The following is a 19,825-nucleotide window of genomic DNA, read 5'->3' on the forward strand; positions in this document are numbered from 1 at the left end:
AATGATGGTATGTCTGGTGATATGGTACCTATGAATAAAACCTTGGATGAATCTGTAAGTAGTAATTCTATAGGGTCATTGCATATTACCAAGGATGAAAAAAGACTAAAAGGTGTTGGTTTAAAAAAGAATGTAATTGAAAATGTTGCTAATGATGCCGAGGTAAAATCAATAGCTGAAACTATGGTAAACCGAAAAAGTAATATAAATGGCATCAATAACAACGGAATGCCCAATAGAATATCAATGAATGTAACGGTTTCAAAACAAACTCAGGGAGCGACATTTGGAGAGAAAGTAAATTCAGGAATAATAAATATTACACTGGTTGAAGAGGGTTGTGTCGTTTTATTTCCAACAAATGAAGGGTATCGGGTTAATACAATAGACAAAAGCATCAATGAATTATCATCAAGCGAATCTACCACTTTTGGCGAAAAGGTAAATCAAGGGTTGCATGCCGCTGGCGGTGCATTAGCCTCAGGTGCTTCACTGCTTGGTGGTTCTTTGCCAGGAGGTGCTATTATTTCGGCGGCAGTTTCAAGTGTAGGAAATTTGGCTGGAGGTGCTGGAGGTGGTGCAGCAGCAGCTTCGTATGCGAAAGATGGATTAATCACAAAACCTGATTCTGGGAAAACAGTTATAAAAATTCAAGATGATGAAAGCAATGCAATTGTGGATTTAGTTGACGGAGAATATGAGTTGAAGTTTATTGTTTTACAAAAAACAACTTCGGGTTTAAAAGACACTTTAAAGACTCAAGTTCGAATTGGTTTTTCTGTTGAAAATGGAGTATTGAAAACAAAACATGATACCGTAAAAAATTCAGTAGGTAATATTCGTTAACCAATTTTAAAAAAAAGTTGGTTTATAAAATAAAAAAGGAACGTTTATGAAATATCATGAACGTTCCTTTTTTTGTACAATAGATTTTATTAAATCAAATAAGCTTGTTTATCTTAGCATATTGCAGCAAAATAATGGTTTTTGCATCCTTAATTTCGCCTTTTTCAATCATATTCAATGCATCGTCAAAAGGAATTTCAAGTACTTCAATATTTTCTTGTTCACTTGCAATCCCGCCTCCATCGGTTATTTTCATGCTAGAATCATATTCACCTACAAATAGATGTAAAATTTCGGTCACAGCGCCTGGCGAGACATAAGTTTCAAAAACTTTACGAACTGTTTTAATTCGGTAACCCGTTTCTTCTTCGGTTTCTCGAATGATACATTGCTCCGGATGATCTTTGTCCAAAAGTCCAGCGCAAACTTCAATCATCATGCCTGTTTCACTTCCGTTGAGATAAGCAGGTAAACGAAATTGACGAATTAAAATTACTGTTTTTTGTTTGGTGTTATACAGCAAAATTCCAGCGCCATTTCCTCGATCATATACTTCACGAATATGGGTTTCTATGGTTTGGTCTTCTTTGTGATATCGATAGGTTACTTTGTTTAATATATACCAATTATCTGAGAGTAAATCGGTTTTAAGGATGTATATTTTTGGATTATACATAGATAAATATTGGATTTAGATATAAAAAAACGTCCCGATGTAATTGGGACGTTAGTTGTATTTATTTTAGAATTGTTTGCTTTCTATCCGGCCCTACAGAAACAATTTTTATAGGAACCTCAACAACAGATTCAATAAAATCAATGTATTCTTTTAGCTCAATTGGCAATTCATCATAAGTGGTCATTCCAGTTAAATCCGCTTGCCATCCTTTGAATTCTTGATAAACAGGTGTTACATTTTCTGGCTCTATGTTGTAAGGAAAATGAGAGATATTTTTTCCTTTATATTGATATTCTGTACATACTTTTAAGGTTGGAAATCCTGAAAGTACATCACCTTTCATCATCATTAATTGCGTAACACCATTAATTTGAACAGCATATTTCAAGGCTACTAAATCTAGCCATCCACAACGTCTTTGTCTTCCTGTAACTGATCCAAATTCGTTTCCGACTCTTGCCATTGTAGCGCCATCTTCATCAAAAAGTTCCGTTGGAAAAGGACCACTTCCTACACGAGTTACATAAGCTTTGAAGATTCCGTACACTTCTTTAATTTTATTTGGAGCAATCCCTAAACCAGTACAAGCACCAGCAGCCGTTGTGTTTGATGAGGTTACAAAAGGATAGGTTCCAAAGTCCACATCTAATAAAGAACCCTGAGCTCCTTCGCACAAAATTGCTTTACCTGCTTTTTGGGCTTGGTATAAATATTCCTCGCTATCTATAAAATCGATTTTCTTTAATTCTTCGATAGATTCAAAGAATTCTTTTTCCATTTCTTCAAGATTGTATTGGATATTTACATCATAGAAAGCAATCATGGCTTCATGCTTATCAGCAAGTGCTCTATATCTTTCTTTAAAATCTTCAAGTTCTATATCGCCCACACGAATACCATTTCTACCGGTTTTATCCATGTATGTAGGGCCTATACCTTTTAAAGTAGAGCCAATTTTTGCTTTTCCTTTAGCAGCTTCAGATGCTGCATCAAGCATACGGTGCGTTGGTAAGATTAAGTGTGCTTTTCTAGAAATAATTAGTTTAGTTTTAATGTCAATATTAAATTTAGCTAAACCTTCAATTTCTTTTTGAAAAACTACAGGGTCAATAACAACGCCGTTTCCGATAATATTAACTGCGGTTTTATGAAAAATTCCTGAAGGAATAGTTCTAAGAACGTGTTTTATTCCGTCAAATTCTAAGGTATGTCCAGCGTTTGGCCCACCCTGAAATCTTGCTATAATGTCATATTTTGATGTGAGAACGTCAACAATTTTGCCTTTACCTTCATCTCCCCATTGTAATCCTAGTAATAAATCTACGGTCATTCTATGCTGTTTTGTAATTATTAAGTTATCTAAATTTTTAAGAGATTTTCTCTATTATTTTTGTCTTTTGGTTCCGTATAGATATAGCGAGTGATTTGTAATATCTATGTCGAAAATTTCTTCTATTGTTTTTTTGATGCTTTGAATTCTTGGATCACAAAATTCAAAAACTTCACCAGTATCTGTCATGATGATATGGTCGTGTTGTTTGTCAAAATAAGATTTCTCGTAATGAGCTTGATTCTGACCAAACTGATGTTTGCGAACCAAATTGGATTCCATCAATAGTTCAATGGTGTTATATAAAGTGGCCCTGCTGACACGATAATTTTTATTTTTCATTTTGATATACAAGTTTTCTATATCAAAATGTTCTTCGCTATTATAAATTTCTTGAAGAATAGCGAATCGTTCTGGGGTTTTTCGATGTCCTTTTTTTTCAAGGTATAGTGTAAAAACATTTTTTACAATCTCTTGATTTTTAATATTATCTACGGAAATTAGTGTCATATTCTGCAAAGATAAATTTTATTTTTCAGTTTAAAAATTCTGAGAGTTTAAAAGTTCAAACTTTCAACAGATTAGTATAAATTACTAACCCTAATACTTAATTTTTATATTCACGTCTCACTTTATCGATTCCATCTATTTTCTTGATATTATCGATAAGTTTCTTTAAAATAATATTATTTTGAACAATAACTGAAACTTGTCCAGTAAAGATTCCGGCATCACCACTTAATGAAATACTTTGAATATTAACGTTCATATTATCCGAAATAACTTTAGTAAGTTTATTGGTCAAACCGATGGTGTCCATTCCTGTGATGTCTAATATTGCTTTAAATTCTTGTTGTGAGGAATCAATCCATTTGGCAGGTATAATTCTGTAAGCATAATTAGATTGTAGACTAATGGCATTTGGACAATCTTTTTTATGAACTTTTATTCCTTCGTTTATGGTTATAAAACCAAAAACAATATCTCCTGGAATAGGGTGGCAACAAGTCGATAATTTGTAGTCTAATTTATCTTGATCTGCACCAAATACCAACATATCAAAATTGCTGCTGAGGACTTGTTTATGGATGTTTTCAATAGCAGTATTTGGAGATCTTTTGATTTTATTTTTGAAAAAATTAATAAATGTATTGCTTTTTTGTGTGGCGTACTCTTTTAATCGCTGGTTTTCAATAGCACCAACTCCCGCTCGGTAAAACAAATCTAAACTTGTTTTTAATTTGAAAAAGTTGACTAATTCATTAACAACTGTTTCATTTAAAATTATTTTTAAATGTTTTAATTTTCTGGTAAGTATTTCTTTTCCTTCTTCGGCTATTTTCTTGGTGTTTTCGTTAAGAACATTTTTAATTTTATTTTTTGCTCTCGAAGTCGTTACATAATCCAACCAGTTTATAGTTGGTTTTTGATATTGAGAAGTAATTACTTCTATTTGATCCCCACTTTTTAATTCATAGTTTAATGGCACTAATTTTCCATTAACTCTTGTTCCTCTGGTTCTAATGCCTATTTCGGAGTGAATGCTAAATGCAAAATCTAATGAAGTAGCCCCTTTTGGCAATGATTTTATTTCTCCTTTTGGGGTAAAAACATATATTTCTTTAGAGTATAAATTCAATTTAAAATCTTCTACAAAATCAACAGCATTTGTTTCTGAATTTTCTAGAGCTTCTTTTAATAAATTTAGCCAAGAGTCTAAACCGCTTTCCTCTGTTTCTCCATTTTTATATTTATAATGCGCCGCATAGCCTTTCTCAGCAATTTCGTCCATACGCTCACTTCGAACTTGAACTTCAACCCAACGTCCTTTATGTCCCATTACAGTAATATGCAAGGCTTCATATCCAGTAGATTTAGGAGATGAAATCCAATCGCGAAGCCTACTTGGACTCGGTCTATAATGATCGGTGACTATAGAATATATTTTCCAAGCTATAAATTTTTCTTCGTTTGGAGGTGATTTATAGATGATTCGTAAAGCAAATTTGTCAAAAACTTCGTCGAAACTCACCCCTTGTGCCTGCATTTTCCTTCTAATGGAATAGATGGATTTAGGTCTTCCTTTAATGATATAATCTATTCCCTCAGAATCTAATCCTTTGGCCAATACTTCAGAAATATCGGCAATGTAGGCGTCCTGTTCTTCTTTGGTTTCTTTTATTTTGCCAAGAATTTCATTGTAAGCTTCTGGCTCAGTATATTTTAAGCCAAGGTCTTCCAACTTGTTTTTAATTTTATATAAACCTAATCTATGGGCTAGTGGTGCATAAATATATAATGTTTCCGAGGCAAGTTTAATTTGTTTAGAACCTTCCATCGAATCCATGGTTTGCATATTGTGCAATCTGTCCGCAATTTTTATAAAGATTACGCGAACATCATCATTTAAGGTAAGAATCATTTTCCGAAAATTCTCAGCCTGCATCGATACATTCATTTCTTTTTGAACTTTCGATATTTTTGTTAATCCGTCAACTAGTTGCGCTACTTTTGGATTAAACATTCTTTCAATATCTTCAATAGCAATAGGTGTGTCTTCGACAACATCATGCATTAAAGCAGCCGCAATAGCTGTGGCTCCTAAACCTATTTCGGACGCTACAATTTTAGCCACCGCAATGGGGTGAAATATATAGGCTTCGCCTGATTTTCGTCTTTGGTCTTTATGAGCATCTACAGCAACGTCAAAGGCTTTTCGAATGAGTTTCTTATCTTCAAGGGTTAAAGTTTGATAACTGATTCGAAGTAACTCTTTGTATTCGTGAGCAATTGCCTTGTTTTCTTTTTCAAAATCTATTTCTAACATACAGTGGGGATTCAATTTCTAAAATTAGAAATTAGTTTTCAATTATACAATGATTTAATTTATTTTAAATCTCATTAAATATTCATATTTTGTTTATGTACTTTAGTTATTTTAATTATTTAAAGAAAACAATTTTATATTTGCCACAACTCAAAAAAACAGAAATGAAACGCTCATTACAATCGTCATTGACAAATAAGAAAATCGCTATAGGTGTTCCATCTGCCAATACAAAACAAATATTATAAACAGATGAAATACAAAATGCTAGTGGTTGATATGGATGACACCTTGTTGAATGATGATCACGAAATTTCAATCGAGAATAAAGAAATGTTACTAAAAGCCCAAGAACTTGGTGTTTATGTGGTTTTGGCCTCGGGAAGACCTACATCGGCAATGATAAATTTTGCCAAAGAACTAGAATGTGACATCAATAATTCTTTCATGATTTCATTTAATGGCTCTACGATAACCGACTTAAAAGAAGACAAAGTGCTTTTTGAACATTCATTATCAAAAGAACAGATTCATGCTTTATATGATTTTAGTCAAGAAATTAAAACTCATATTATTACTTATTTAGACGGAAAAATAATTAGCGAGACAAACTCTGAATATATTGACATTGAGAAAAACATAACGGGATTAGAACTTGATATTGTATCTAGTTTTAAGGATAGGGTAACTTCTTCGGCAGTAAAATGTATTTTGCTAGAAGAACCTAGTTATCTAAAAAGGGTAGAAATGGTTCTGAAAAAAGCGATGCCCGAATTGAGTATTTGTATGTCGAAACCCTTTTTTCTGGAAGCGGCACCAAACGGAATTGACAAAGGAGCGAGTTTAAAAATCTTAGCCGAAAAACTAAACATTCATCAAAGTGAAATCATCGCTATAGGAAATGCCGGAAATGATTTGACGATGGTGCAATATGCCGGATTAGGTGTTTGGGTTGCGAATGTGGATCCTGAGTTAAGCTCATTTGGCGATGTGATTGTGGCTTCGAACAATGATCACGGTGTAGCAGAAGTTGTAAGGCGATTTATATTGAATTAAATTCAAAATCAAGTTTAAGGCTAAAGGAGAAGCTTTGGATTAAATGAAAATGGACTATAAATTAGACTTAAAATTAAAAACTAGCGTTTTTTTTTGTCATTTCGACGAAGGAGACATGAGCGAAGCGGACAGGCGAAGCAAATCCCATCAGTGTGATTCTTCGTTCCTCAGAATGACAAAATCTAGTAGATTGACAGGAGTGACTAATCAGTTACAGAAATATAAAATTTGATTTATTCTTAACAAAATGAAAATTAAAGACATTTTTATCTATCTTTTTTTTTGCTCTACTATTTCTTTTGCACAAGATAAACGATTTCAGTTGCCCATTGCGCTTCAAAAATCGTATTTTGAAGTTAACGTGGGGTCAATTAATTATAATTTTACTCAATCACAACTGGAGTCTTTGCCTGATTATGAATTTCAGTCTGTCGAAGTGCCTCATACAGCGGTTAGATTGGTGCTATTTGGGCATAAATTCAATAATTATCTTTCTGCTCAAATAAGTTATATGCGGCCAGTGAGTTGGGTAAATTATAAATATTTAACTAGTGGTACAACACAATCAACATCAGTATGGATGAATATCGCAGGGCTAACCATAAAAGGACAAATACCAATTGCAAAAAAAATTCATGTTTTTGGAGAATTAGGATTAGGGATTATCACAAGACTTGGGGGGGCTAATTTGCGCAATGGTGATGTGCTTGTAAAAAAAGCAAATTATAGTAGTTTTCTTTTTGGCGGTGGTTTTAAATATAATTTAAATCCAAAAATTGATTTACTTTTAAGCTCTGTTTTTTCACCAGAAAAAGCAGCGTTTCGTCAACCTGCAATTTCATTTGTTTCAACAGGTTTTTCATATAATTTGAACCCAATTCGGGAAGAAAAGATTCAAGAAGCTAAAAAAGTAGGATATAAGCATCCTAAACAATTGTTTCAAATTGGTTATTCGAGTACTATTATTGGTTATGGAATTAATAATTTGTTTTCTAAAATCCCAATCTTTTGGGGTGGTGAAGCTGAGGTAAATCGTGGAATTTCTTTTGATTACCGCCAAAATGTTTTTAATACTGCCAAATATTTTTCACTCGACTGGGGCGTTGGGGCTTCTTTCTTTATGAGTAATATAAAGGAAGAAAGTTTTTATACTATCGCAGCTTATCCTGTTTTTAGATTCAATTTTTTGCACACGAAACCCTTTGATACTTATGTTTATTATTCAATAGCCGGACCTAGTTTTATTTCAAAAAAAGTCATTGACGACGTTGATACGGGAGAGAAATTTACGTTTCAGGACAATATGGGTCTTGGCTTCTATTTTGGTGAAGATCGAAAATCAAATGTAGAATTTAAAATTGGTCATTATTCTAATGGCAATATTTTTACTCAAAATCCTGGAGTTAAAATCCCTTTTTCGGTTAATCTTGGATATGCTTTTTAGTTATTAATAATTCAGAATTGCCTACTCCCTTAATTAATCTATCTTTGCACTTTTTAATTTTTAGGACATTGAATCTTCCAATTTCCACCCTGAGCTTGTCGAAGGGCTAACTTCAAACTTCAAAAATGATTACAATCAACGATGTTTCCGTACAGTTTGGTGGAACTACCTTATTTAGTGACGTTTCTTTTGCTATAAACGAAAATGATAAAATTGCCCTTATGGGTAAAAATGGAGCGGGAAAATCAACACTTCTTAAAATTATTGCGGGTCAAAGCAAACCTTCAACCGGAAATGTATCGGCGCCAAAAGAAGCAGTCATCGCTTATTTACCACAACATTTGTTGACTAGCGATGGAGCAACAGTTGTAGAGGAGGCAGCAAAAGCATTTGGAGAAATTTTTGACATGAAGTCAGAAATGGATCAAATCAATGAGCAATTGACTATTCGTACCGATTATGAAAGTGATGCCTATATGAAATTGATTGAAAGAGTTTCGGATCTAAGCGAAAAATTCTATGCTATCGAAGAAGTAAATTATGAGGCAGAAATTGAGAAAATCTTACTGGGTTTAGGATTTGTTCGTGAAGATTTTAAGCGTCAAACATCCGAGTTTTCTGGAGGTTGGAGAATGCGAATTGAATTGGCTAAAATTTTATTGCGAAAACCAGACTTGATTTTGCTGGATGAGCCAACCAATCATATGGATATCGAAAGTATTCAATGGTTGGAGGACTTCCTGATAAATTCTGCCAAAGCCGTTGTGGTCATTTCACACGATAGAGCCTTTGTTGATAATATAACTAATCGAACTATCGAAGTAACCATGGGACGAATTTATGATTACAAAGCCAAATATTCGCATTACCTAGAACTCAGAAAAGACCGACGCATACACCAACAAAAAGCGTATGATGAACAACAAAGAATGATTGCTGATAATCGAACTTTTATTGATCGTTTTAAAGGAACCTTTTCAAAAACCGATGCGGTGCAATCTCGGGTTAAAATGCTCGAAAAATTAGTTATAGTTCAAGTAGATGAGGTCGATACTTCGGCATTGAAATTAAAATTTCCACCTGCAGCTCGTTCGGGTCAATATCCCGTGATTGTAAAAGAAATGTCAAAATCTTATGGAGATCATGTGGTTTTCAAAGATGCTAATATTGTTATTGAAAGAGGTCAAAAAGTAGCTTTTGTAGGTAAAAATGGGGAAGGAAAATCCACTATGATTAAAGCCATTATGAAAGAGATTGCTATTGATGGTGGAAATTTAGAAATTGGTCACAATGCCCAAATTGGTTATTTTGCTCAAAATCAAGCGGCTCTATTAGATGAAAACGCTACAATTTTCGAGACAATTGATGATATTGCAGTAGGTGATGTTCGTACAAAAATTAAAGATATTTTAGGCGCTTTTATGTTTCACGGCGATGATGTTACTAAAAAAGTAAAAGTGCTTTCAGGTGGAGAAAAAACACGTTTGGCGATGATAAAATTATTATTAGAGCCAGTGAATTTCTTGATTCTCGATGAACCTTCGAACCATTTAGATATGAAAACCAAAGATATAATTAAAGATGCTTTGCGTGATTTTGATGGGACTTTAATCCTAGTTTCTCACGATAGAGATTTCTTAGACGGATTAGCAACTAAAGTATTCGAATTTGGAAACAAGCGCGTAAAAGAACATTTTGAAGATATAACTGGTTTCTTAGCATACAAAAAAATTGATAGTATGAAAGAAATTGAGAAATAAAATTATAGTCTTATTCCAGGAGGAAGTAATTCTTTATAAACAGGATTCTTTTTGAAGAAAACAACTATTTTAGGCAAAATTGGAACGACTTTTAATTTTCTTTCTATGGCAATAGCCATAATTTCTTTTAGAAAAAGGGTGATAAATTCCTCGTCGTTAAAACATTCGGGGGTGTTAATTCTCGTTAGGAATATTTTTTTTTCTTGAAATGAATACTCAACAGTTACTAATCCTTTTTCGGTAATCGTTTCAAATTGTCTGGCGAAAGTATTGTCTTTGATTTCGGTAATACATGCAGTTTCCATAACGATATTTTTTTGAAGGTGTGTTTCATATTCTAAAATGCAAATATAACGTTTTGATTTTCAATATCAAACGATTTCGATTTTTAAGTCAGCTTTGATTTATGAATTTAACTTTAATATAAGTTTAGAATCAATCCTAATCTTTTTAATAAATGAACTAATATTGTATAAATTAAGTGATTGTAACTTCAAATATGAATAAAATTCCAGTTTACTTTATGCCAGGTTTGGCGGCTAGCGTGACTATTTTTGAACGCATTTTGTTACCTCAGGATCAGTTTGAAATGATTTTACTAGAATGGGAAATTCCATTACTTGATGAAACACTTTCGCAATATGCCAAGCGGATAGCATTAAAAGTTACCCATGAAAATCCAGTATTAATCGGTGTTTCCTTTGGGGGGATTTTGATTCAGGAAATGGCGCAGTTTCTAAAGGTGAGAAAGCTAATCATAATCTCGAGTGTAAAATCGAATCAAGAGTTTCCAATTAGTTTAAAACTAGCTAAAACAACAAAAGCTTATAAATTAATCCCTACTAGTTTGCTGGTGAATATCGAAAATTTGGCAAAATTTTCTTTTGGCAAAAAAATTAGTACTAAAATTAAACTTTACGAAAAATTCTTATCCGTTCGAGATATACATTATCTTGATTGGGCAATAGAGCAAGTGATTTTGTGGGAAAGAACAGAAATTGATAAAAATGTATTTCATATTCATGGTGATGCCGACGAAGTTTTTCCGATAAAAAACACCCAAAATTGTATTGTTGTCAAAGGAGGAACTCATGTTATGATTTTAACCAAATACAAGTGGTTAAATGAAAATTTACCCAGAATTATACTTGGGTAAGTAATCAAAAAAAAGTCGTAAAGTAAAAAACTAAAATTATTTTTGACTTTACGACTTTAAAACTTTAGGACTAAAGTTTATATTTTCTTCATTTGCTCTTTCATCATTTTTATCTGATCGGCAAGCATATTTTGTTTGTCAAGACGTTTTGCTTCGTTGAGTAAATTAGTTGCTTCTAGCTTTCGTCTGCGAGTCATAGCAACTCCAGCAAGGTTTAATTTGGCAACTGCTAAATCCATATCCATTGACAAACCCAATTCAATTGCTTTCTTGAAATATTTCTCAGATTGGTTGATGTTGGTTTGCGAAAGCATAATTCCGTGTAGATAATTAAAGTATCCTTGTTGTTTTCTTACCAAAGCTGATTCTGGGTTTTTTATATAAGAAAGCCACTTTTTAGCGCCTTCAAAATCTTGTTTTCTTAGTTTGAGGAAGGCTAATAAAATGAATTCGTTTTTGAAATAAAGAAATATAGGGATTAACGACAATAGCAAAAGAAAAATACCATTGCCAATATTGGATTCAGTAAATTGCCAAACACCAGTGATTGTTATTAGTCCAGCGATAAATAGTTTAAAAATTTTAGGAAACATACAGTTTAGTTTTGTGACGGCAAAGATAATAAAAGGAATTGAAAAAAAAATTATAAAACCACTTGTCAGAAATAAAAGTCTTTGTATATTTGCACTCGGTTTTAGAGAAATACTTTTTTAAAATTACCACGACATCATAAAATACATTTTTTAAAGATACAAAGCAATGAGCAAAAGAACGTTTCAACCATCGAAAAGAAAGAGAAGAAATAAGCACGGATTTATGGACAGAATGGAATCTGCAAATGGAAGAAAAGTCCTTGCTCGTCGTAGAGCTAAAGGAAGACACAAATTGACTGTTTCTTGCGAACCAAGACACAAAAAATAATGTTTAAATCAATTTAAATATTAGCCGTTACTTTTTTAGTAACGGCTTTTTTTAAACTAATTTTTTAAAATTGTAACTTTGTTAAAAAAATAAATATTATGGAAGTTTTAAAACCACAAAACAGAAGTACAGACGAGATTATTCGATATTTATTAGATACAAAAAAACAAATACTTGAACAAAGTAATTCTTTTGCTAAATCAAAAGAATTTCAAGTTGTCAGAAAAAAACTTAAAGAGTTAAATAAAAAAGATGAATTATAAGTTTTATTTTGAAGGAGGTCAAAATAATAGCTATTTCTTTGAAACTGTTGAAGGAATAATCTATGAAATTATTTTCAAATTTACACCTTATCTTTTTGAATCAAAAAATATTGAAATAATTGAAAACACTTTTGAATTTTCAATTTTATTAAATTATAATCCTAATTCAAAAACACCTTCTAACGATAAGAAAATAGGAGCCACTGTTGTGGCTATTTTTATGGATTTTTATTTAAAAAGAAACAAAGCAATCTCAGTTTATATTTGTGATTCAGCTGACGGGAAAGAATTAGTTAGAAAACGAAAGTTTGATCAATGGTTTCTTGAATATAATGATGAAACTTTTGTAAAAGTTGATGAAATATTAATGGATATGGAAAATAATAAATTTCCAATTTCTTTGATAATATCAAAATCAAATCCTCATAGAGCAGAAATTTTTGAAGCATTTGTCCAATTGTCAATGAACAACAAAAAATAAATTAAAACTATATAAAATTATTACACAATGCCAAAAGACAATTCCATAAAATCGGTTTTAATAATAGGTTCAGGCCCAATTGTTATTGGTCAAGCTTGCGAATTTGATTATGCAGGTTCACAATCGGCGCGTTCTATTCGTGAAGAAGGAATCGAAGTGATTTTGATTAACTCGAATCCTGCAACGATTATGACCGATCCATCAATGGCCGATCATATTTATTTGTTGCCGCTCACCACTAAATCAATTATACAAATCTTAAAAGAACATCCTCAAATCGACGCTGTTTTGCCAACAATGGGAGGGCAAACGGCTTTGAACTTGTGTCTAGAAGCTGACGAAAAAGGAATTTGGACCGATTTTGGAGTAAAATTAATTGGAGTTGATGTTAATGCCATCAACATTACTGAAGACAGAGAGCAGTTTAAACAATTGCTAAAGAAGATCGGAGTGCCTTCTGCACCAGCAGAAATCTGTACTTCTTACCTTCGCGGTAAAGAAATTGCACAGGAATTTGGTTTCCCGTTGGTTATCCGTCCATCCTTTACTTTAGGTGGAACCGGAGCTGCGATTGTGTATAAAAAAGAAGATTTCAACGAACTTTTAACTCGTGGTCTTGAAGCTTCTCCTATTCACGAAGTGTTGATTGACAAGGCTTTGATGGGTTGGAAAGAATATGAATTAGAATTATTAAGAGATAAAAACGACAACGTAGTGATTATCTGTTCTATCGAAAATATGGATCCTATGGGGATTCACACTGGAGATTCCATTACGGTTGCGCCAGCCATGACTTTGTCGGATACCACTTTTCAAAGAATGCGTGATTATGCTATTTTGATGATGCGCAGCATCGGAAATTTTGCCGGAGGTTGTAACGTGCAGTTTGCCGTTTCTCCAGATGATAAAGAAGATATTGTGGCGATTGAAATCAATCCTCGTGTGTCTCGTTCTTCGGCTTTGGCATCAAAAGCAACAGGATATCCAATTGCAAAAATAGCTTCGAAACTGGCTTTGGGTTACAACTTAGATGAATTACAAAATCAAATCACCAAATCGACTTCGGCATTATTCGAACCGACTTTGGATTATGTGATTGTAAAAATACCACGTTGGAATTTCGATAAATTCGAAGGTGCTGATAGAACTTTAGGACTTCAAATGAAATCTGTGGGTGAAGTAATGGGAATTGGACGTTCGTTCCAAGAAGCATTGCACAAAGCCACGCAATCATTGGAAATCAAAAGAAATGGGCTGGGAGCTGACGGGAAAGGGTATAAAAACTACGAGCAAATTATCGAGAAACTGACTTTTGCCAGTTGGGATCGTGTTTTTGTAATTTATGATGCGATTGCTTTGGGAATTCCATTGAGTCGCATTCACGAAATCACAAAAATTGATATGTGGTTCTTGAAACAATACGAGGAATTATATACTTTGGAAAGAGAAATATCCAAATTCAAATTGGATACCCTACCACGAGAATTACTTTTGGAAGCCAAACAAAAAGGTTTTGCCGACAGACAAATTGCGCACATGTTGGGTTGTTTGGAAAGCCAAATTCACAATTTGCGTTCTTCAATGAACATCAATAGAGTGTTCAAATTGGTTGATACTTGTGCTGCAGAATTTAAGGCTTTAACTCCTTATTATTACTCGACTTTTGAAGCCGAAATTGAAAAAGCAAACGGAGAACGCTACGTTCACAACGAAAGTATCGTAACCGACAAGAAGAAAATAGTTGTTTTAGGTTCAGGTCCAAATAGAATTGGGCAAGGAATCGAATTTGATTATTCTTGTGTTCACGGTGTTTTGGCAGCCAAAGAATGTGGTTATGAAACGATAATGATTAACTGTAACCCAGAAACGGTTTCGACTGATTTTGATACTGCAGATAAATTGTATTTCGAACCTGTATTTTGGGAACATATTTACGATATCATCCAACACGAAAAACCAGAAGGTGTCATTGTACAATTAGGTGGGCAAACGGCTTTGAAAATTGCTGAAAAATTGGCAAAATATGGAATTAAGATTATCGGAACCAGTTTCGATGCATTGGATTTAGCCGAAGACAGAGGGCGTTTCTCTGATTTGTTAACCGAATTAGAAATTCCTTTTCCACAATTTGGAATTGCGGAAACGGCGGATGAAGCTTCTGCTTTAGCCGATACTTTAGACTTTCCTTTATTGATTCGTCCATCTTATGTTTTGGGAGGTCAGGGAATGAAGATTGTAATCAACAAACAAGAATTAGAAGAACACGTTATCAATTTATTGAAACAAATTCCAGGAAATAAATTGCTTTTAGATCATTATTTAGATGGCGCTATCGAAGCCGAAGCCGACGCCATTTGCGATGGTGAAAACGTTTACATCATTGGAATAATGGAACACATTGAGCCTTGCGGCGTGCACTCTGGAGACAGTAATGCGACTTTGCCTCCGTTTAATTTGGGTGAATTTGTGATGACTCAAATTAAAGATCACACTAAAAAAATTGCCTTGGCCTTGCGAACTGTTGGTTTAATCAACATACAATTTGCGATTAAAAACGACATCGTTTATATCATCGAAGCCAATCCTAGAGCTTCCCGTACGGTTCCTTTTATAGCAAAAGCTTACGGAGAACCGTATGTAAATTATGCGACTAAAGTAATGTTAGGACATAATAAAGTAACCGATTTCAAATTCAATCCGCAGTTGAAAGGCTATGCGATTAAACAACCAGTATTCTCTTTTAGCAAGTTCCACAATGTGAACAAAGCGTTGGGACCAGAAATGAAATCAACTGGAGAAAGCATCTTGTTTATTGATGATTTAAAAGACGATCAGTTCTATGAATTGTATTCTAGAAGAAAAATGTATTTGAGCAAATAAGCTTGAGTTTTGTATATTAAAAAAGCCCCGATTGGGGCTTTTTTTGTATTTATAAACAGAATTATTATATATTATTTGGATTTATCCATAGCGTAGGATATTTGTCAGGATTTTGATAGGTATGAAAAATTGCATTTAAGAATAAGGTTTTGCTAGGTTCGTCAACAATAAAAAAAGCAACGTATGGAAATTTATCAAAAGGTAAAAAACGATAATTAGAATCTTGAAATTGATAAAAAGGATTGATTTGTAGTGCTTTATAGGTTTTTTTTGACAATCTTTCAAAAAATCTAATGCTACTTTTTTAGATACTTTATGAAAGTAATATTCAAGAACATCTTCAATATTTTTGGAAGCAATAGAAGAAACAATAATCTTATAATTCATACTTCTTTTTTAAATCAGTATAAAGTGTTTCGGCTTTGATATAAGTTGATTTATCAGAATTGATTTGATTGTCTAATAGTTCTTGTTGCTCTTTTGATAGTATATATATTTTAGAAATTGTCTTAGGTTCTATAAGCGTGTCTACATATGCTATAACACTTTCTAATACACTTTGAGGGGCATTTTTAAGTTTGTTTGCGAGTAAATCAAAAGTTATAGCATCCATTTCTTTAAATTTTTAGGGACTGATTTTCAACAAAGTTAATTTTTTTTGAATACTTTTTAAGTGAAAAAATGATTTTTTTAAGACAATCAATTTTATGAATTATATTCTCGAAGAAAAATGTATTGGAGTAAGTAAGCTTGAGTTTATATATTGAAAAAGCCCCGATTGGGGTTTTTTTGTTTGTTGATACCAGTTTATTTTGCTTAAAATATAAAAAATGGCGAGTAGTCATAAATCTCTTTTTTTGAATTTTTAACGTTTTGCAGCTACAAGAAGTTGGCGATTTCGAAGCACAAAACTGTCTGCCACCACTGAACTTGATACGAAGCATAAAGCTTCCTTTAACCACTGAACCGCCAATTTCTTGTAGGTGCTGTTAGTGGCTGGCGTTTTGGTGTCAATATACTTCTGATTCATTTTCAATACTTTCTTTTAAAGCGTCAAATTGGTCTTTGTCTGTAGCTTGCATTTTTTGCATAACCGCACTAGAAACACTTTGGATTACATTTATATCAATTGGCTCAATACTCCTATCAAAATTGTCTTCTAAATGCGAAAATTCATTTATAACCCGTTTAACTAAATTGAAAGCAATTTCATCATTGTCAAAATATTTTTTTATTCGTTGGTCAAATGACATTTTATTGCTTGGATACTTATAGAATAAAAATGCCTCCAAAAATTTACGCATATTGTTGCCAAAATTGTACTGAAAATTGTGTTCTATATTTTGTAAATCTGCTGAAGAACAAGTGTAAATTTGATAGAATAAATAATTGAACTCTGTTATATATTTTTTTAAATATTCGGGTGATAATTTTAAAATAGAACTTGACTTTGATTTTCTCTCAATCAGAAATTGGTTTTTATCTGCCTTATCTTTAGAATTTGGTTGTGGCTTATATGTTGGGTAAGTTAATTGTTTGAGATATTTTAAAAAGTCAAGATTATGAGTTGAAATAAATAGCTGACAATATTTTTTAGGTTTGGCGATTATACTTTCAATAAGACTGAACATAAAAAATATATGATTACTGTCTAAACTAGAAATTGGGTCGTCAATATAAATAATCAATTTATCGCTGTTCAGTTCATCTTTGAGTTCGTCTTCCATTTTAGCAATAAAGTAGCAGAATGAAATTAAACTACATTCCCCTTCACTTAAATTATTTGCATATCCATTTTCTCTAACAATTCTGAATAGAATGTTTGGAGCACTTCCTTCTGCTATCAATTTTAGTTCACTGTGTCCAAAAAAATGTGTTAAATGTTGATTTACTAATTCAGCTCCTTTACTTTCATCTTTAGATTGTGCCTCCAAAGTCCTTTTTTCTTCATTTAGTAATTCAACTTTTGCATAAGTTTCATCATAAGCTTTTTTGGCAATTACTTCATCGGCTTCAAGTTTCTCGATTTTTAATACTTTATCTTGGTAGTTTATTGTGGTGAGAAACTTGGCAATTTCAGAATATCGCAATTTAACTCTTGCTTTATTTTGGTCAGTTTTTAAGGTTAAAGATTTATTAGAATGTTCTTTAATTAGTTTGTTGATATCTATAATTGTTTCTAAAATAGATTCTGAAACATCGGATATATTACTTATTTCTCTTGCTTTAAAAATATCCTTTTCTCTTTCCGATAATTCGGAAATAAGTATGTCAATACTTTTAATATAAGTCTTAGTTGCAGAGCTCCACTGTTTTTGTAATGTGTCAAATTCAGAGTGAAGATTTGAGTAAAAATCATCTTTCGATAGATTGAAAAATTCAGACAAATTAACCTTTGACTGTTCAAGTTTGTCAATCTTTAATTTTATTTCTTTTCGAAGTTCTTCTGATTCTTTGCTAAAGTGGGCATCAAGTTTTTCCCACAAGTTTTCATTTATCGGATTTCCACAAAAACCACAAGTGTCTCGCAAACCTTTATGTTTATCAATACCTTGACGTGCCCATTCTTGTAAAAGACTATTGTTTACTAATTCCAGTATTGGTTCACTTGGTTTTATTTGCTTTTTAAGTAGTTCATTAACTTGATTTAGTTGATTACCAAAATCAGGCTTGATTTCTTGTAAACTTGTTATAGTTTTTTTCTCTTCTTCCTTTAATAGCTTCTTAAGCTCTGTAATTTCTTCAGGAGCTAATTCCCCTTGTTTAATTGATTCTTGAATGTCCCCTTTTATTGTTCGAATTTGATAAGTTGGAACATTATATATTGGAGCATTGTTTTTAATATCTCTTGCCTTATCAGTTAGTTTTGTGTCAAGTTCGTTTGTATTTGATTGACTTTCATTTTTCTTAAAATTGTAAGTTTTAAGAAGTTCTTGTTGGTCAAAAAGTAATCCATTGTTTTCTTCTAACTTACCAAGTAATGCATCAATTTCTTTAATCTTAGCGTCAATTTCAATGTTTTTAGAACCAAGAATTGTAAAAGGGCTTATTGTGCCATCGTCTTTGTGCAACCAGCTTAGATTTGTTTTTACAAAGTCTGAGTTATATACTCTTAGATTATAATTAAGATTTACCGTTGCAAGATTATTTTGAGTAATGGAAGACCCGTCTGAAAATGCAACCGTGAAATTTCCGTTTTCATAGTTTAATGGAAGGTGCTTTTCAAAAATGGAATTTAATATTCTTGATAAAGTTGTTTTACCTGAATAGTTTCTACCATAAATTATATTAAGTCTCCTGAAAGTTTCGTTTCTCCCAACAAAAATGTCCCATTTGAAGTTTTCAAAGAGACCAAATTTGTCAATGTCAATTTTCTTTATCATTTGTCCTTATTGGTTATGGTTTGTTGTATGTTTTGGGTTCGTTACGCTTGCCACTAACTAGCTAATAGGCGAAACAAACTTTCGCTTATCCCCCTAAATTTGTCTAGATTGGCGAATGTTTGTATCGCTTTATTCATTTTCAAATGTAGTCTTTTAAACTGTTTGTAGGGGATTTATTATTTTTTGCAATATCTCTGTAAAATTACTCTTCGCATTTCGTTGATGAGTAGGATGTTTTTTTTGGAATTGGGTTTCTTGTAGTTCTAGTAACCTCGGCGCTTGGACTTGGGTTTTGTGCAGCTCGTGTTCCTGGAGTAATCCGGCTACTTTTGAGATAAATTCTTTTTTGAATTCCCTGATTCTTAGAAAAGGAATGACCGAAGCACAAAGGGATTGGTGCGTTCCTGTTTAAAAGTGCCTTCTTACCACTTGCGTGAACAGAACTAAAAATGTTTTTTTGCTTTTTAGCAAAACAAAAACATAGATGTCGACCCCTTTGGGACGACATACCGAATTGTAATTATGGAAATGCAAAAGCACCTACAAAAGTAAAATTGCCGAAAACATTACAGTTTCTATTAATTTTAAGTAAGTGGAAAGTTTTAATGTCCTAAAGTCAAAAGTCTAGAAATAGTAAATATCTATTCAAAATCAGCCTTTTGGAAAAAAATTTAATATTTTAAAATACGACACTTTATAACAGTTACTACTTATTTTAGAAGCTAAATAATTTTAGGCTGTAACGTTCACAAAGATTGTTTATTTTTAAAAATTTCCGGCCTAAATTGAGAACGGAAAT

The 19,825-nt window shown here is 32.6% G+C and carries 20 protein-coding genes; 9 read left to right on the forward strand and 11 right to left on the reverse strand.

What is annotated here, in order from left to right; genetic code table 11:
* On the forward strand, positions 1–846 hold an 846-nt coding region (locus tag ACKVOD_RS02845), incomplete at its 5' end, for a hypothetical protein (RefSeq protein WP_409207969.1).
* 94 nt (positions 847–940) lie between these two features.
* On the opposite strand, the gene nudK is transcribed toward ACKVOD_RS02845, so the two are convergent.
* The 4 genes from nudK to ACKVOD_RS02865 form a co-directional block, all read right to left on the reverse strand.
* Complete coding sequence (gene nudK, locus ACKVOD_RS02850) at positions 941–1,522, reverse strand: GDP-mannose pyrophosphatase NudK (protein WP_409207970.1); 582 nt, start codon at positions 1,520–1,522, stop codon at positions 941–943.
* A 61-nt stretch (positions 1,523–1,583) separates the two neighbouring features.
* The gene (locus tag ACKVOD_RS02855; protein WP_409207971.1) at positions 1,584–2,855 is read right to left on the reverse strand and encodes an adenylosuccinate synthase; all 1,272 of its coding nucleotides are present in this window, start codon (positions 2,853–2,855) and stop codon (positions 1,584–1,586) included.
* A gap of 54 nt (positions 2,856–2,909) precedes the next feature.
* Positions 2,910–3,365 carry a Fur family transcriptional regulator gene (locus ACKVOD_RS02860; protein WP_409207972.1) on the reverse strand — a complete coding sequence of 152 codons (456 nt, stop codon included), beginning with the start codon at positions 3,363–3,365 and terminating at the stop codon, positions 2,910–2,912.
* Positions 3,366–3,462: 97 nt separating this feature from the next.
* Positions 3,463–5,682: a RelA/SpoT family protein gene (locus ACKVOD_RS02865; RefSeq protein WP_409207973.1), complete on the reverse strand. Its 2,220-nt coding sequence runs from the start codon at positions 5,680–5,682 to the stop codon at positions 3,463–3,465.
* Positions 5,683–5,934: 252 nt separating this feature from the next.
* On the opposite strand from ACKVOD_RS02865, the gene ACKVOD_RS02870 reads away from it, so the two are divergent.
* From ACKVOD_RS02870 to ACKVOD_RS02880, 3 genes are all read left to right on the forward strand, one after another.
* Positions 5,935–6,738 carry a Cof-type HAD-IIB family hydrolase gene (locus ACKVOD_RS02870; protein WP_409207974.1) on the forward strand — a complete coding sequence of 268 codons (804 nt, stop codon included), beginning with the start codon at positions 5,935–5,937 and terminating at the stop codon, positions 6,736–6,738.
* A 247-nt stretch (positions 6,739–6,985) separates the two neighbouring features.
* Positions 6,986–8,182, forward strand: coding sequence for an acyloxyacyl hydrolase (locus tag ACKVOD_RS02875; protein WP_409207975.1), 1,197 nt, complete (start codon positions 6,986–6,988; stop codon positions 8,180–8,182).
* A gap of 125 nt (positions 8,183–8,307) precedes the next feature.
* The gene (locus ACKVOD_RS02880) at positions 8,308–9,942 is read left to right on the forward strand and encodes an ABC-F family ATP-binding cassette domain-containing protein (RefSeq protein WP_409207976.1); all 1,635 of its coding nucleotides are present in this window, start codon (positions 8,308–8,310) and stop codon (positions 9,940–9,942) included.
* A 2-nt stretch (positions 9,943–9,944) separates the two neighbouring features.
* Here the strand turns inward: ACKVOD_RS02880 and ACKVOD_RS02885 are convergent, their stop codons facing one another.
* A complete protein-coding gene (locus ACKVOD_RS02885; protein ID WP_409207977.1) occupies positions 9,945–10,247 on the reverse strand; it encodes a GNAT family N-acetyltransferase in 303 nt (100 codons plus the stop codon).
* Positions 10,248–10,441: 194 nt separating this feature from the next.
* Here ACKVOD_RS02885 and ACKVOD_RS02890 point away from each other — a divergent pair, with 194 nt between their 5' ends.
* Positions 10,442–11,098 (forward strand): alpha/beta hydrolase, encoded by a 657-nt coding sequence (locus ACKVOD_RS02890; protein ID WP_409207978.1) that lies wholly within the window; start codon positions 10,442–10,444, stop codon positions 11,096–11,098.
* Between the two features lie 77 nt (positions 11,099–11,175).
* Here ACKVOD_RS02890 and ACKVOD_RS02895 read toward each other — a convergent pair whose 3' ends face one another.
* Positions 11,176–11,691 (reverse strand): DUF2892 domain-containing protein, encoded by a 516-nt coding sequence (locus ACKVOD_RS02895; protein WP_409207979.1) that lies wholly within the window; start codon positions 11,689–11,691, stop codon positions 11,176–11,178.
* Between the two features lie 166 nt (positions 11,692–11,857).
* Here ACKVOD_RS02895 and rpmH point away from each other — a divergent pair, with 166 nt between their 5' ends.
* The 4 genes from rpmH (at position 11,858) to carB (ending at position 15,643) form a co-directional block, all read left to right on the forward strand.
* Positions 11,858–12,019 (forward strand): 50S ribosomal protein L34, encoded by a 162-nt coding sequence (gene rpmH / locus ACKVOD_RS02900; protein ID WP_022828464.1) that lies wholly within the window; start codon positions 11,858–11,860, stop codon positions 12,017–12,019.
* Between the two features lie 98 nt (positions 12,020–12,117).
* Positions 12,118–12,282 carry a hypothetical protein gene (locus tag ACKVOD_RS02905; RefSeq protein ID WP_409207980.1) on the forward strand — a complete coding sequence of 55 codons (165 nt, stop codon included), beginning with the start codon at positions 12,118–12,120 and terminating at the stop codon, positions 12,280–12,282.
* Positions 12,272–12,763, forward strand: coding sequence for a DUF6169 family protein (locus tag ACKVOD_RS02910; protein ID WP_409207981.1), 492 nt, complete (start codon positions 12,272–12,274; stop codon positions 12,761–12,763). The genes ACKVOD_RS02905 and ACKVOD_RS02910 overlap by 11 nt, the downstream gene beginning before the upstream one ends.
* Before the next feature lie 27 nt (positions 12,764–12,790).
* Positions 12,791–15,643 (forward strand): carbamoyl-phosphate synthase large subunit, encoded by a 2,853-nt coding sequence (gene carB, locus ACKVOD_RS02915; protein ID WP_409207982.1) that lies wholly within the window; start codon positions 12,791–12,793, stop codon positions 15,641–15,643.
* A gap of 64 nt (positions 15,644–15,707) precedes the next feature.
* Here the strand turns inward: carB and ACKVOD_RS02920 are convergent, their stop codons facing one another.
* From ACKVOD_RS02920 to ACKVOD_RS02940, 5 genes are all read right to left on the reverse strand, one after another.
* Positions 15,708–15,920 (reverse strand): hypothetical protein, encoded by a 213-nt coding sequence (locus tag ACKVOD_RS02920; RefSeq protein WP_409207983.1) that lies wholly within the window; start codon positions 15,918–15,920, stop codon positions 15,708–15,710.
* Positions 15,921–16,019: 99 nt separating this feature from the next.
* Entirely contained in the window at positions 16,020–16,256 is a 237-nt protein-coding gene (locus ACKVOD_RS02925; RefSeq protein ID WP_409207984.1) for a hypothetical protein, read from the reverse strand.
* Between the two features lie 252 nt (positions 16,257–16,508).
* Complete coding sequence (locus ACKVOD_RS02930; protein ID WP_409207985.1) at positions 16,509–16,673, reverse strand: hypothetical protein; 165 nt, start codon at positions 16,671–16,673, stop codon at positions 16,509–16,511.
* Complete coding sequence (locus tag ACKVOD_RS02935; RefSeq protein ID WP_409207986.1) at positions 16,654–19,026, reverse strand: AAA family ATPase; 2,373 nt, start codon at positions 19,024–19,026, stop codon at positions 16,654–16,656. The genes ACKVOD_RS02930 and ACKVOD_RS02935 overlap by 20 nt, the downstream gene beginning before the upstream one ends.
* 153 nt (positions 19,027–19,179) lie before the next feature.
* Positions 19,180–19,401, reverse strand: a complete 222-nt coding sequence (locus tag ACKVOD_RS02940; protein ID WP_409207987.1) for a hypothetical protein — start codon at positions 19,399–19,401, stop codon at positions 19,180–19,182.
* Between the last annotated feature and the right edge of the window lie 424 nt (positions 19,402–19,825).

The organism is Flavobacterium sp. (assembly GCF_046155325.1).
Classification (GTDB): Bacteria; Bacteroidota; Bacteroidia; order Flavobacteriales; family Flavobacteriaceae; genus Flavobacterium.

Excerpts from the sequence above, each read along its gene's own strand:
- ACKVOD_RS02885 (WP_409207977.1), bottom strand. The coding sequence starts at position 10,247 with ATGGAAACTGCATGTATTACCGAAATCAAAGACAATACTTTCGCCAGA.
- carB (WP_409207982.1), top strand. The coding sequence starts at position 12,791 with ATGCCAAAAGACAATTCCATAAAATCGGTTTTAATAATAGGTTCAGGC.
- ACKVOD_RS02865 (WP_409207973.1), bottom strand. The coding sequence starts at position 5,682 with ATGTTAGAAATAGATTTTGAAAAAGAAAACAAGGCAATTGCTCACGAA.
- ACKVOD_RS02910 (WP_409207981.1), top strand. The coding sequence starts at position 12,272 with ATGAATTATAAGTTTTATTTTGAAGGAGGTCAAAATAATAGCTATTTC.
- ACKVOD_RS02905 (WP_409207980.1), top strand. The coding sequence starts at position 12,118 with ATGGAAGTTTTAAAACCACAAAACAGAAGTACAGACGAGATTATTCGA.
- rpmH (WP_022828464.1), top strand. The coding sequence starts at position 11,858 with ATGAGCAAAAGAACGTTTCAACCATCGAAAAGAAAGAGAAGAAATAAG.
- ACKVOD_RS02880 (WP_409207976.1), top strand. The coding sequence starts at position 8,308 with ATGATTACAATCAACGATGTTTCCGTACAGTTTGGTGGAACTACCTTA.
- ACKVOD_RS02890 (WP_409207978.1), top strand. The coding sequence starts at position 10,442 with ATGAATAAAATTCCAGTTTACTTTATGCCAGGTTTGGCGGCTAGCGTG.
- ACKVOD_RS02860 (WP_409207972.1), bottom strand. The coding sequence starts at position 3,365 with ATGACACTAATTTCCGTAGATAATATTAAAAATCAAGAGATTGTAAAA.
- ACKVOD_RS02855 (WP_409207971.1), bottom strand. The coding sequence starts at position 2,855 with ATGACCGTAGATTTATTACTAGGATTACAATGGGGAGATGAAGGTAAA.
- ACKVOD_RS02935 (WP_409207986.1), bottom strand. The coding sequence starts at position 19,026 with ATGATAAAGAAAATTGACATTGACAAATTTGGTCTCTTTGAAAACTTC.
- ACKVOD_RS02870 (WP_409207974.1), top strand. The coding sequence starts at position 5,935 with ATGAAATACAAAATGCTAGTGGTTGATATGGATGACACCTTGTTGAAT.
- ACKVOD_RS02875 (WP_409207975.1), top strand. The coding sequence starts at position 6,986 with ATGAAAATTAAAGACATTTTTATCTATCTTTTTTTTTGCTCTACTATT.
- ACKVOD_RS02930 (WP_409207985.1), bottom strand. The coding sequence starts at position 16,673 with ATGAATCAGAAGTATATTGACACCAAAACGCCAGCCACTAACAGCACC.
- ACKVOD_RS02895 (WP_409207979.1), bottom strand. The coding sequence starts at position 11,691 with ATGTTTCCTAAAATTTTTAAACTATTTATCGCTGGACTAATAACAATC.
- nudK (WP_409207970.1), bottom strand. The coding sequence starts at position 1,522 with ATGTATAATCCAAAAATATACATCCTTAAAACCGATTTACTCTCAGAT.
- ACKVOD_RS02925 (WP_409207984.1), bottom strand. The coding sequence starts at position 16,256 with ATGGATGCTATAACTTTTGATTTACTCGCAAACAAACTTAAAAATGCC.